This window comes from Planctomycetota bacterium, from assembly GCA_038746835.1.
In the GTDB taxonomy this organism is placed as follows: Bacteria; Planctomycetota; Phycisphaerae; order Tepidisphaerales; family Tepidisphaeraceae; genus JBCDKH01.
Window position 1 is genome coordinate 1 of record JBCDKH010000103.1, and the last position, 12,514, is coordinate 12,514.

Annotated in this window: 13 protein-coding genes; 6 read left to right on the top strand and 7 right to left on the bottom strand. The window is 65.3% G+C overall.

Translation table 11 applies throughout. The features are described 5' to 3' along the window. Both AAGI46_10885 and sucD read right to left on the bottom strand, forming a co-directional pair. The coding region (locus AAGI46_10885; protein ID MEM1012708.1) for a Uma2 family endonuclease at nt 1-432 on the bottom strand (432 nt) is incomplete at its 3' end. Between the two features lie 25 nt (nt 433-457). Next, nucleotides 458-1,357, bottom strand: coding sequence for a succinate--CoA ligase subunit alpha (sucD, locus tag AAGI46_10890; protein MEM1012709.1), 900 nt, complete (start codon nt 1,355-1,357; stop codon nt 458-460). An 87-nt stretch (nt 1,358-1,444) separates the two neighbouring features. Between sucD and AAGI46_10895 the strand changes: the two genes are divergently transcribed. Next, nucleotides 1,445-2,917: a hypothetical protein gene (locus tag AAGI46_10895; GenBank protein MEM1012710.1), complete on the top strand. Its 1,473-nt coding sequence runs from the start codon at nt 1,445-1,447 to the stop codon at nt 2,915-2,917. A gap of 19 nt (nt 2,918-2,936) precedes the next feature. Here AAGI46_10895 and AAGI46_10900 read toward each other — a convergent pair whose 3' ends face one another. Next, nucleotides 2,937-3,800 carry an AraC family transcriptional regulator gene (locus tag AAGI46_10900; protein MEM1012711.1) on the bottom strand — a complete coding sequence of 288 codons (864 nt, stop codon included), beginning with the start codon at nt 3,798-3,800 and terminating at the stop codon, nt 2,937-2,939. Between AAGI46_10900 and AAGI46_10905 the strand changes: the two genes are divergently transcribed. Beyond that, entirely contained in the window at nt 3,799-4,965 is a 1,167-nt protein-coding gene (locus tag AAGI46_10905; GenBank protein ID MEM1012712.1) for an amidohydrolase family protein, read from the top strand. The genes AAGI46_10900 and AAGI46_10905 overlap by 2 nt on opposite strands. Continuing rightward, the gene (locus AAGI46_10910; GenBank protein ID MEM1012713.1) at nt 4,962-5,480 is read left to right on the top strand and encodes a Rieske (2Fe-2S) protein; all 519 of its coding nucleotides are present in this window, start codon (nt 4,962-4,964) and stop codon (nt 5,478-5,480) included. Before AAGI46_10905 ends, AAGI46_10910 begins: the two co-directional genes overlap by 4 nt. Here the strand turns inward: AAGI46_10910 and AAGI46_10915 are convergent. Then, nucleotides 5,467-6,315 carry a D-hexose-6-phosphate mutarotase gene (locus AAGI46_10915; GenBank protein MEM1012714.1) on the bottom strand — a complete coding sequence of 283 codons (849 nt, stop codon included), beginning with the start codon at nt 6,313-6,315 and terminating at the stop codon, nt 5,467-5,469. The genes AAGI46_10910 and AAGI46_10915 overlap by 14 nt on opposite strands. 9 nt (nt 6,316-6,324) lie before the next feature. Further along, a complete protein-coding gene (locus AAGI46_10920; protein ID MEM1012715.1) occupies nt 6,325-7,185 on the bottom strand; it encodes a DUF192 domain-containing protein in 861 nt (286 codons plus the stop codon). Between the two features lie 68 nt (nt 7,186-7,253). On the opposite strand from AAGI46_10920, the gene AAGI46_10925 reads away from it, so the two are divergent. Both AAGI46_10925 and AAGI46_10930 read left to right on the top strand, forming a co-directional pair. Further along, nucleotides 7,254-8,411, top strand: a complete 1,158-nt coding sequence (locus AAGI46_10925) for a hypothetical protein (protein MEM1012716.1) — start codon at nt 7,254-7,256, stop codon at nt 8,409-8,411. Next, nucleotides 8,408-8,872 carry a hypothetical protein gene (locus AAGI46_10930; protein MEM1012717.1) on the top strand — a complete coding sequence of 155 codons (465 nt, stop codon included), beginning with the start codon at nt 8,408-8,410 and terminating at the stop codon, nt 8,870-8,872. Before AAGI46_10925 ends, AAGI46_10930 begins: the two co-directional genes overlap by 4 nt. A gap of 13 nt (nt 8,873-8,885) precedes the next feature. Here the strand turns inward: AAGI46_10930 and AAGI46_10935 are convergent, their stop codons facing one another. Both AAGI46_10935 and AAGI46_10940 read right to left on the bottom strand, forming a co-directional pair. Then, a complete protein-coding gene (locus tag AAGI46_10935) occupies nt 8,886-9,896 on the bottom strand; it encodes a glycoside hydrolase family 130 protein (GenBank protein ID MEM1012718.1) in 1,011 nt (336 codons plus the stop codon). Nucleotides 9,897-9,926: 30 nt separating this feature from the next. After that, entirely contained in the window at nt 9,927-10,355 is a 429-nt protein-coding gene (locus AAGI46_10940) for an Rrf2 family transcriptional regulator (GenBank protein MEM1012719.1), read from the bottom strand. A gap of 62 nt (nt 10,356-10,417) precedes the next feature. On the opposite strand from AAGI46_10940, the gene AAGI46_10945 reads away from it, so the two are divergent. Beyond that, on the top strand, nt 10,418-12,313 hold the full coding sequence (locus AAGI46_10945) for a cytochrome c biogenesis protein CcdA (protein MEM1012720.1): 1,896 nt from the start codon (nt 10,418-10,420) through the stop codon (nt 12,311-12,313). Nucleotides 12,314-12,514: the final 201 nt, after the last annotated feature.

A 12,514-nucleotide genomic window follows, 5' to 3' on the forward strand; every position in this document is an offset into this window, starting at 1 on the left:
GGCGTCGAGGCTGGCCGTGCTGGCAGCAACCTCGACGACCAGCTCTGGCGGGCCGTGGACGTAGCCATCGACGAGCTTGGCCCGCCCGCCACGTGACTCCGGCAGGAGCAGGCAAGCGTCCGGCTGCGGGTCCGTGTCGCGACCGAGGATGAGCGTGACGTTGTCGCCTAGCCGAACATCGGGATGCCGGCTTCTATACGCGACGAGCCAACCGACGATGCTCGAGTGCGGCTCACCATGCTGTTCGAGTCGTACGGGGCTGGCCATGTAGACGGTTCCATCGATGAGTTCGGCTGTGACGCCGGACATCGCTTCGTATCGCCGCATGAACTCCTCGTGCGACAGGCGGTCGCCGTTCTGCAATTCTGGAATGCGTTCCGGCAGCGATGGCCGACGCGTCGGCGGCTGCGTGGGCGTGTCGAGCAACGGCATGCCGTGATTGTACGCGATCGCCGGTTTACAAACCCAGCGTTTTGGCCATCGCGTCGCCCATCGTGGCGGGCGATTCGCTCACCTCGAACCCGCCGGCGCGAAGTGCCGCGAGCTTGGATTCGGCGTCGCCTTCGCCGCCGGAGATGATGGCGCCGGCGTGGCCCATGCGCTTGCCGGGAGGGGCGGTGCGGCCGGCGATGAAGGCGGCGCGGGGCTTGGTGAAGTGCTCCTTGGCCCACGCGGCAGCGTTCTCTTCGTCGGTGCCGCCGATCTCGCCGATCAGGATGACGCCGTCGGTCTCCGGGTCGTCCTGGAACATCTGGAGCAGCTCGATGTAGTTGAGACCCTTGACCGGGTCGCCGCCAATGCCGACGGCGGTGGTCTGGCCGATGCCCTTGTTGCCGCACTGCCAGACAGCCTCGTAGGTCAGCGTGCCCGATCGGCTGATGATGCCGACCTTCTTGCCGCTCTCGGCGTCCTTCGCGGGCTTGTGGATGTAGCCGGGCATGATGCCGATTTTGCATTCGCCGGGCGTGATGACGCCGGGGCAGTTCGGGCCGATGAGGTGCGTGTCGGGAAAGCCTTGGAGGTACTCCTTGGCCTTGACCATGTCGAGAACCGGGATGCCTTCGGTGATGGCGACAATGAGCTTCACACCCGCGTCGGCCGCTTCCATGATCGCGTCAGCCGCGAACGGCGGCGGGACGAAGATCATCGTCGCGTCGGCCCCGGTGCCGTCGACCGCGTCCTGGACGGTGTTGAAGATCGGCAGACCATTGTCGTCCTTTTGTCCGCCCTTGTTCGGCGTGACCCCGCCGACCATCTTCGTGCCGTAGTCGAGGCAGCCCTTGGTGTGGAACGCGCCGGCGGAGCCGGTGATGCCTTGGCAGATGACTTTGGTGTCGGCGTTGACCAGAATGCTCATGGGCCGCGAGTCTACGAGGGTGATCGGAGCAAGCCACCACTCCGTGACGTGCCGGAGTCGGTGCGGGAATCGCGATACCGTCCATCCATGCGACGCGGCTTCTTGGGTCTGGAAACGCTGTGCGTGCTGCTGGCGTTCTCGCTGCTGCTCGTGCTTGGCAGCGGGCACTTCCTCTTTGGGCAGTATGCCAAGTGGGAGCGGAGCCGAGCCGTCGCCGAGGCCGAGCGGGCCGGACTGCTGAACGCAGACGGCAAAACCGCCGACCAGATCGAGTACAACACGGCGGCCGAGCTCATCATCATCGGCGGACTTCTGGAAGAAGAGTCCGTAGCTTGGCAAGCCGTCCGACTGTCCGAACGCGATGGCGGCCTTCCGAAGTGGGATCCGTCGACTGATCCACTGCCGGATCACCACCGGCGGGTCTACGAGAAGGCGGTCGCGTCGCAGAAGTCGGCACTCGGCGTGATGGATCGAGTGGCCGACCGTTACGACGCACTAACGCGCGACCATTGGCCGGCCGGTCGCTGGTTTGTTGTCAAGCCGACTGGTCAGACGATGCCGTTCGATGACTTGCTCCCATGGCTGAACGCGCAGCGGAGCCTGTCGCAGGCTCTGCAATATCGGGGCTTTCTCGCCTCTGGTGACTTGCGGGTAGACGACGCACTTCGCGATGCCCGCGTCATTCTCGGCCAGGCCGATGCCATGACCAGCTCGGACTATCTCGTCACCGGCATGGTGGGGCTCGGAAGCCGGCGGGACGCGCTCGATCTCGTCGAGCACGTCGTGGTCTTCCTTGATCCGGATCAGATCGGCAGCGGCGCGGGCCAGGTGTCCGAGCCCGACCTGCGTCGATTGATCGAGGGCTTGCAGGACGACACGTTCGTCGAACGGTCGCTGCGGAACAGTCTGCTCGGAGAGACGGAGATGGGCATCGGCTCGATAGACGCTTTCCTGTCCGTGACCGTGCGTGATCGGCTGCAATCTCTCGTCGAACGTTCTGCAAGAGTCACTACCGGTTTCGTTCGCCTCCCGCTCCAGCTGATCCTCCGGCCTTTCTTCGATCTGGAGGTTGCAAGGTTCCTCCGCCACATGCTGCACACCGCCACGGGTCTCACGGCTAAGACGGGGCCGCAATGGGTCGAGTCCGTTCCGCCAGACGAGGACCTCTCCATCGACCCGACATGGACGAGGCCTTTCCCAATCGGAAGCATGTTTGTCGGATCGTGGGGGCGTGCCGGTCGCGTCCACTTCGAGACACTGGCACGCCAGCAACGGGCGGCTGTGGCGTTGGCGGTTCGTCTGTATCAGCATGATCACGACGGGGCTTACCCCACCACGCTCGACGCACTCGTGCCGGACTACGTGCCGAGCGTTCCCCATGACGCGTCGACGCGGAGCGAGCCGATCGGCTACGACAAAGACACCTTGCGACTATGGATTGCCGGCGAGGACGGCGATCATGACGGCGGAGTGTCCGAGAAGGATCTTTTCGAGGACAATCCCGACGCCACCGTTCGCGAACTCGCAGGCCGATTCGACGAGGTGCTGCAGCTCCGGTGACCTCGACGCCACGCGTACGTCATGACGCACGCTCCGCCGTCGGCGGTTGGCTGAAGTGGGTGGTGAAGACGCGGCTGAAGTGGTTCGGCGAGGCGAAGCCGCAGGCGTGGCTGACTTCTTTGACGCTCATGGCCGTCTGGCGCAGGAGTCGGCGGGCCTCGTCGAGGCGGACGCGGCGGACGAACTCGGCAGGGCCGACTTGCCAGGTGTCGGTCGCAAGGCGGGTCAGTTGGCTACGGCTGAGCCCGGCGACCCGTGCGAGGGCTGTGACGTCGAGATCGTCGTCGAGATGGGAACGGATGTGCCGCTCGACCAGTCGGAGCCGAGCGTCCGTGTCTTCAGCGTCGACGGTCGGACGTGCAAGCAGCGGCACGAGCTGGCCCCAGACGAGCGTGGCCGTTTCCAGCTCGTCGATGACGCCGGCCGATCGATTGGCGGCGGTTGCGACCACGTCGATTGCTTGCTGCAGAAGCTCTCGATCGATGGTCACGAGGCCGTCGGAGGCAACGCCTGCGGCGGCTTCGGGCGTGAGTCGGAGGTCGAGCAGTGTCGCCGATCCGTTGTGACTGATGACATCGTGCAGCGTGTCCGCGGGCAACCAGCAAGCCTGGCCTGGTGTCAACTCCAACCGCGCGTCTGGCCTGTTCACTGACAGCTTGCCATCGAGTACGACGAGGCACTGCGCCTCCGACTCGTGCCGATGCGGACGTGGTCGGGTCAGTTTGAACGTGATGAGCGCGACCAGAAGCACACCTGCGGGCGCGGCTGCGCCTCGGGCGTGCGTCTGGTAACTCGCACCGCCGGCCGTATGCGTCAAATAGATAGAGATTGCGTCAGCCGAGTCCTTGGCATGGCTCGGTTTTCGTTTAGATTGAGCAGACATGCGACAAGATGGTACGCGACAGACGGTCACGCCGCACTCAGCGGCGAGTCTGAGTTCAACGGGCGTCCGAGCACCGCACGGCAAGTCGGCGGGCACGCTGATCGTCGACAGCGACGTCCACCCCAAGGCGTCCGAAGCCTTTCCGCTCGGGCCGCACATTCCTGACGAGATTCGCGAGGCGCTTCGACAGAACCTCGGCGGCGCGCCGACCACCGGCTACGCCAATCCGGCCGGAAGCGCGGACCGACTCGATGCAGAGTGCCTCGACCCGCACGCGACGGCACGCGACCATCTCGACCGCTACGGCATCACGTACGCGATCCTCCAGTCGCCCGGGATGCAGGCCAGCGTCGTCAACCAGATTGACGTCGGTACGGGCATCGCGACGGCGTGGAACCGCTGGCAGAAGCAGTGGCTCGACGCCGACGACCGCTACCGCGGCAGCATCTGCGTCAACATGAACGATCCGCAGGGCGCGATTGCCGAGATCGAACGGTGTGCCGGCGACTCGCGGTACGTCCAGGTCCTTGCAAGCGGCGAACAGCGTGACCTGCTCGGTCATCGTCGGTATTGGCCGATCTACGAAGCAATCGCCGCCGCTGGCCTGCCGTTCTGTCTTCATCCGGGTCAGGAAGGCGTCAACAACTCAGTGACGCCCATCGGCCGCGTCGGCAGCTACTTCGAGTGGCACACGCTTATCCCGATCGTCTACCAGTCGCACCTGGTCAGCCTCGTCCTCGAAGGCGTGTTCGAGAAGTTCCCCGGGCTCAAGGTCATCCTGTGCGAGGGCGGCATCTTCTGGGCGATCCACACGACTCTGCGAATGGACAAGAACTTCAAAGGCCTTCGTTCGACGGCGCCGTGGCTCAAGCGCCGACCGAGCGAGTACGTCTGGGACCACGTTCGGCTGACAACCCAGCCACTGGAAGAGCCGGACAAGGGACAGGACCTTGTCACGCTGCTGGAGATGGTCCACGCCGATCGGACGGTGATGTTCGCGACGGACTTCCCGCACTGGGATTTCGACGACCCGAACCGGGTCTTCCCGAAATCAATGCCGGATGAACTGAAGAACCGCATCTTCTACGACAACGCGGCCGAGCTGTACGGCCTGCCGTCGCGTGAAGAAGTCACCGCTCGACAGCCCGAGGCGGTGGCGGCGTGAGTGATTCGGGTACAGGCAAAACGCTGAACACCTTCGGCAACGAAGGCAACCCTTACGCGGCCGACGTCGACACGATCGACCGCTCGTGTCAGTCCGTCGGCGAGGTCGCAGAAGCGTTTCGGATCATCGACGAGGGACGCAAGCCCGTACGCCGGGGCAGCAAGGAGCTCGTCATTGGCCCGGCCGACGAGATTCCGCCGGGACATCGCGTCATCGTCGACGACGGTCGCCAGGGCATCGGCGTCTTCAACGTCGACGGCACGTACTACGCCCTCAAGAACGTCTGCCCTCACTTCGGAGCGCCGCTTTGCCGAGGTAAGGTCGGCAACACCCACGGCCCCGGCGAGACGCACACCTTCGAGCAGGCACTCGACGGCCGGGTGCTCAAGTGTCCCTGGCACGGCTGGGAGTTCGACGTCGTGACCGGCAAGGGGCTCTACGACGCCAAGGGACGTGTCGCGACGTTTGACTGCCACGTCGACGACGAGGGCAACGTCGTCGTCACGACGCCGTGATCGAAAGCGTCATCTTGTGCGTATCGCCGTCGGGTAAGTCGATTCGGCCCTCACCGATGGCGGCGGTCTCGACGCAGAGGAAGCCGGGCCACTCGTCGTCGCCGAGGTCCGGTGTCCGCTGGCTCTTGGCGATGTGCGGGTTCCAGAGGACGGTGCTGGTCGAGCCAGTCTTGGCGATCGTGATTGTGCGATGACCGTCGTTGATCGTGACGTCGGATGTGTGTCCCTGGTAGATGCGATCGACCTCACCGACGATGGCTGGCTCTTCGGGCTGGTCCTTCGTCATGTTGCCGTCGAGCTGGTCGATGTACCGACCGCCGGAAAAGCCCTTCAGCGTGGTCGACGCGACATCGTGTACGCGGAAGTAGCTGTGCAACGCCAGCTCGAACGATGCCGGCGACGCGGTCGTGACGGCGGCGTCGATGTTGAGCGATCGGCCGACGCGGATTGTGTAATCGAATGCGAAGTCGACCGGCCACCAACGTCGTGTGGCGTCGTCACTCTTCAGGCGTAGGTGGATGGTGGCTTCGCCGTCCTTCTGCGCGAGGTCGACGAGCGACCACGCGGCCGTGCGGGCAAATCCGTGCGAGGGCGCGTCTGCGGACGGTCCGTTCCCGCCGAACCAGGGGAAGCAGATCGGAATGCCGCCGCGGATCGGGCTGGTTCCGTCGAAGATTGCCTTGTCGCTGACGAACAGCACATCGGCGCCGCCGGCTGGCTTGAAGTGCGTGACGTGAGCGCCGTGGAGGTAGACGTCGGCTTCGGCGAGGTCGGTTCGAACGCGGACCATCGGCATGTCGCCGCGGCCCTCGACGATTTCAATCGCTGGTCGCATGCTGCGACGTTACTGCACGTCGGCGATCTCAAGCGCGGGCGCGATGTCGATCGCGTCATCCGTTTGAATGCCAGCCGCGTCGGCTTGCCCACGACGCAGCTCAATGACCGTGCGCGTTGGAGCGTCGCTGCGAATGGTCGGACGATCGTCCAACGGCCGACCCTCGTCGACGTTGATCAGTCGCCCCTCGTCGTCGAGGAACAGCACGTCGAGCGGAACGTAGGTGTCCTTCATGTAGAAGTTCCGCAGCGTCGTCTCCTTGAAGAGGAAGATCATGCCCTCGTTGTCCGCCATTTCACGGCGGTGCATCAGGCCGGTGGCTCGCTCGTCGGGATCGTCGGCGACCATCAGGGTGTACGTGCGATCGCCGATGACCACATCGGCCGTCGGGAGGTTCTGCGGCTCTGGACGCGTCGTCGGGACATACGCGGGGGACGGGGGTGGCTCGTCGGAGGCGGTGGTCTCAGACAGAGCTCCGCCGTCACCGCAGCCGGTGATGGTGAGCATCGTGACGAGCACGCCCGCCAGGCCGAAGCCGCGGCGGAGCCGTCGCGTCATGCGCCAGTCGAGCCAGACGAGTAGCAGCATGAGCAGGAAGAGCGGAACGATCGAGAGGACCGCCAGCGGGAGCAGCCAACCCGCCCCGCCGGCCGATTCGTCGCCAAGGGCTCGTGTGCGAGCAATGACGAAGTAGAAGACGAAGCCCAGCACGAGCATCACCGCGCCGTTCACGCGACGCAGTCGGACGCGGATGGCGTTGGCCCGCTCGCCGTCGATCTCCGCGAGACTGCGAATGCTCCCCGCGTTGAAGGCATACCACGCCCCGGCCAGAACGATCGGCAGCGACATCACGACAGCAATGAGGTCCACGCTTCCATCGTACCGCACCCGACTCATCGATCCCTGCGACGCGAGCGAGGTGCGAATAGGGTTGGGCCATGGATGCGATGCGGTCGACTGACTTGCCCAGGCTGCCCGGCCGACTTGTGGCAACGCTGATGGTGCTGGCAGTTGCCGCCTACGCGACGGCTGCTGGTTGTTCGATGAGCGGGGCCGACAGCTCGACAGCTGGTGCGTCCGGCGACCAGCCGAACATGTCGCGCGTCAGCCTGACCAAGGCCGCACCGGAGGGTCTGCTGCCGATCCTGGCCGTCGGTATGCAGGTGCAGCGAACCGACTGGATCGATCGGTACAAAGTCAGCATCGACGAGGCCGCCGAACTTGGCGCGACGGCCGTGAAGATCGTGTGCGACGCGCGGCAGGAGGACGGGCAGAGCAATTCGATCTACCTCGACATGCGACGCACGCCAACGCCCGATCAGCTCGGCGAGCTGTTCCGTCACGCCGACAGCCGCGGCTTGGACGTGATTTTCATGCCGATCGTGCTCGTCGATGACCCGAAGGCCGACGAGTGGCGTGGCACGCTGTCGCCGGAGTCGTGGGGCAAGTGGTTCGACTCGTACCGGGACGTTCTCGCACACTTCCTCTGGATCTGCGAGGGCAACGGCGTGGACGTCTTCGTTGTCGGCAGCGAGCTGTTGAGCAGCGAACGCCAGGCCGACGAATGGCAGGAGACCATCGCCTTCTGTCGCGAGCGATTTAGCGGCCTGCTCACCTACAGCAGCAACTGGGACCACTATCAGAAGGTCCCGTTCTGGCAGAAACTCGATCTGGTAGGCATGAACAGCTACTGGACGCTCGGCGACGATCGCGATGCCGACGTCGAGGAGATCACCGGCAACTGGCGGCCGATCAAGGCGAATCTGGCGACGTTCGTCGAGCGTGTCGACCGGCCGCTGATCTTCCTGGAAGTCGGCTGGTGCAGCCTGAGCAACGCCGTCGCCGAGCCTTGGGACTACACGCAACCGGTGCCGATCGACCTGCAGCTGCAGTCACGGCTCTGGCAGGGATTCTGGCAGTCGTGGCACGGCACGTCCTGGCTGGGCGGCATGAGTGTCTGGGAGTGGCCGCCCGGCGACGGCGGGTCGGACGATCGCGGATACACGCCGGAAAACAAGCCGGCCGAAGACGTCATTCGACGCTGGTTCGACGAGCCGCGTTGGGACGTGTCCGTCGATTCCGGGGCACGATCGTGACAACCGGCAGTGATATCTGGGCCAGCGGGAACACGGCCGATCGACGCTGGCGAACCGTCGGGACCGGCCTTGCCGCTGCCGGCGCTGCCGGTGGGCTCTGGCTGTTGGGCTCCGGTTGGATCGTGATTCAGGTCGCATCGGGTCTGCTCGCGATGACGTCGGCGGCCCTGTTCGCTCTGGCGATATGGCGTCGGCCGAGGTCGTTCACGGTCTCGGCTGCGGGCATTGAGCTCGTCGACGGCGGGCGTCGGTTCGGCGAGCGTCAACTCGTGCCGTGGTCGGCCATCGCGTGGTTCGGGACGCTGAGCGTGTGGCGATCGGACGACGTTCGCCTCGCCTTCGAACGCCACGGCGTCCACGGTCGATGGCCGCTGCCGGGCGGACGTCTCTCGATGTCAGAAGCCACGCCCATCCTCGACCGGGTCGCCGGCAGTGTGCCCGGCGTCGACGTCTCGTCCTGACCGCGAAAACGGATCACTTCGACGCGTGCAGCCACGCCAGCAAGTCGTCGACGTGTGCCGTCGCAAGGCACTCGACGGTGTCTGCAGCGCCGTAGTAGATCTTGACCTCGCCGTCGTCCTCCAGCAGCATTCCGCCCGGGAAGATGACGTCATTCCGAAAGCCGTCACGTTCCTCGGGCGTCTCCGGGACCAGCAGCGGCTCCTTTCCCATCGCGATGACACGCGACGGGTCGTCGCCGTCGAGCAGCATCAGGCCGGCGTAGTAGGTTTTGGTCCAGCGGTCTTCCCAGCCACGCTTGCCGAGCGTGTCGTCGACGTGAACCGCATGGAAGGTGGTGAGCCAGCCCTGCTTCGTACGAACCGGCGGCGCGGCCGGGCCGATCTTGTCGTTGGCGAAGGGTACATCCTGCGCGGCAAGGACCAGGTGCGTGTCGCCCCACCGTCGCATGTCGCTCGATCGGCTGAGCCAGACACTGAACAGGTCCGCACCCAGCAGGCCCCCGCCGTACGAGTTGAACGGCCGCTCCAGCCGCAGGTAGTCGCCGCCGATGCGTTCCGGGAAGAGCACGAGGTTTCGATTGTCCGGTGCCGTCAGGTGGACGACCTCCCACTTCTGGAAATCGTCCGTCCACGCCATGCCGCCGCGGAGCCCGTGCCTTGTGTCGACCGCGAAGCACATGAGGACGCGTCCCTCGATGACCGTCAGCCGCGGGTCGTAGAACCGGAGGATTTCGTAGTGGACATCGCGGTCTGGATAGAAGTCGCGGAGCAGTTCGCGAGCAAAGTCGACTCCGATGCAGGGCTCGGCATCGACGCTCCAGGAGACGCCATCGTCGCTGGTGGCGAGGCCGAGGTTGGTTCCGCGAAACTTGGCCTTGCCGACCTCGCCGATGTCGTTTCGGAAGACGCAGACGTACTTCCCCTGAAGCTTCACGACGCCCGCATTGAAGATGAGCGTTGCCTCGTACGGAATGTCAGCCGGGGCCAGGACGGGATTGGACGGATGGCGTTGGAGGGGGCTCATGGGGTCGGGTAGCGGCACTTCGGCCGACGGTTAGATGTGATACATCGCTTCGCCCGCGCCAGCCACTTGCGCCGCGTCTTCGGCAAGCTTGGCCAGCGTCCATTCGTCGCAGAGCGTGTTCTGCTGCTGAGCAAGCTGCTCTGCCACCATTTCGACCGCCCTTCCGCCGACGGTTGACGGGACGGCGTCGGCTTCGTCGGTCGGTTCGAGGGCCTCGAGCACCTGCCGGACCGTGATCTCCTCGGGTGGCCGCCGCAGTCGATAGCCGCCGCCGCTGCCGACCTTGCTCTCAAGCAGCGACGCCCGGCGCAGACCCAGCAGCACCTGTTCCAGGAACTTCGTCGGCAGCTGCTCCGAATCCGCAAGATCGCGACTTTGGGCGTAGGTGCCACGCGGATGCAATACCGCGAGTCGGACGGCGGCACGCAGGCCGTACTGGGTTCTCTTCGAAAGCTGCAACGGCGTGGCGTTCTGAGGGTGCTGTTCAGGCGCGGCATGGTGTCGCGCTAACCTTGCACCGTATGCGTCGCGTCCTCGGCTACAGCCTTACGACGGTCATCGCCCTGCTCCTGCTGGCCCTGCCAGCGGCGGGACAGGCGGGTGATCTGGGACTGCTCGGCGGCAGTCTGCCCGCGGACAACACGCCCAAGTCGACCCTCGCCGCCGAGGCGAACTTCGACGTCGTCGAGCCGGGACAGCAGGTCGTCGTGGCCGTCGTCCTCGACGTCGTTGACGGCTGGCACGCCCAGTCGTACGAGCCGCTGACCGACAACCTGATCCCCTTCCGAATCGCCGTCGACGAGGGTGACGCTTTCACTGCGTATGCCCCGACTTACGCCGACGGGTACATCGCAAACTACCCGCTCATCTCACCCGAGACCGGCGGCGACATGAGCGTCTACTCGGGGCGGACCGTCCACTACGTTCCGCTCGAACTCGCGCCCGATGTCGAGGGCAGCGTCACGATCAGCGGCATCGCGACGCTGCAGGTCTGCGACGATCAAACCTGCCTCGCACCCGAGGACGTGGCCTGGTCGGTCACGCTTCCCGTTGGCGAGCCAGTGCCTGCGAACACGGAGCTGTTTGCCGACTTCGACCCTGCGACGTGGAGCGACCTGAAGCCGATCGATGCCTCGACGGCCGAGACGGCGACGTCTTCGGACCAGGCGTTCGACCTCTTCGGCTGGACAATCGACCTGGCGACACTCGGGCCGGCTGCTGTGCTGCTGTTCGCTTTTGTCGCCGGCATCTTCTTCAACATCGTGCCGTGCGTCCTGCCGGTGCTGCCGTTGAAGATCATCAGCTTCTACGAGACCGCCCAGCACAGCCGAGCCAAGTGCCTCGCCCACGGGGCGGCGTTCAGCTTCGGCATCGTGCTCACCTTCGCGGTGCTGGCGATGCTGATTTTCGTCTTCAAGGCGATCAGCTGGGGCGAGATCTTCAGCAACCCGTACTTCGCTGCCGGCGTGACGATCGTCCTGCTGGTCGCGGCGGCCTACCAGTTCGGGCTCTTCACGATCATGCTGCCCGGCCGGGTCTATTCGGCCGAAGCCAACATCAAGTCGGGCCGGTCGGCGACGGTTGGCAACATTGCGGCCGGTGCGTTCACGGCGATCCTCAGCACGCCCTGCACATTCGGCTTCTTCCTGGCCGTCCTGGTCTGGGCGGGCTCTCAGCCGGCTTGGCTCGGCGTGGTGACGATCATCTTCGTCGGTGCCGGGATGGCCTCGCCGTATTTGCTACTGAGTGCGTTCCCGCAGGTCGCCAGCAGTCTCCCGCGGTCGGGCCAGTGGAGCGAGGCGATCAAGCAGGCGACGGGGTTCATCCTGATCGCGGTGGCCGCGTACTTCGTCCGGCCGCTGTTGCCCGACGTGCTGCGTGGGCCGGAGGTCTGGTGGGTCATCTGGGCGTGCATTGCGGCGTGCGGGCTGTTCCTCGTCGCGTCGGCCGTGCGGTTCAAACAGACGAACGCCGTCGTTGGGACGGGCGTGATCGCACTGCTCCTGGGCGGCGGGACGTTGCCATTGGCTTACCGCTTGGCGAATCCGCCGACGGGCTGGGTGAAGTTCGCCGATGCCGACATCGCGACCCTGCAGGTCGACGGCCCGGTCGTGGTCAAGTTCACCGCCGACTGGTGTGCGAACTGTCAGACAATCGAGCAACTCGTCTTCGGCACGCAGGACCAGATGGACGCACTGGGCGAGCAAGGCGTCGCACTCGTCAAGGCCGACCTGACCAAACGCGACGCCCCCGGCTGGCCGTTGCTGGCGGAGCTGAATCCGGCGCGAGCCATCCCGTTCACGGCGGTGTACCTGCCCGGTGAATCATCGCCGCGGAAACTCACCGGTATCTATGACGCCGGCGAGCTGCGTGAGACGCTGGGCTCGACTGCCACAGAGATCGCGAAGGCGCGATGACGCGAAGGCACACGCGAAGAGAACGCTCTTCGCCAGGCCTTAGCGTCCCCCTTCGCCGCTTTGCGTCTTCGCGATCTCCGGCTGAGCGATAGTGTCGCTCCAAGTGCACTGGCGATTCGACGAGGTGGCCGACGCCGTGAGCGAGGTGCTCCAGGATGCGGAGGCCAACCTCAAGCTGGAGCAGGCCGTCTACGGGCTGGA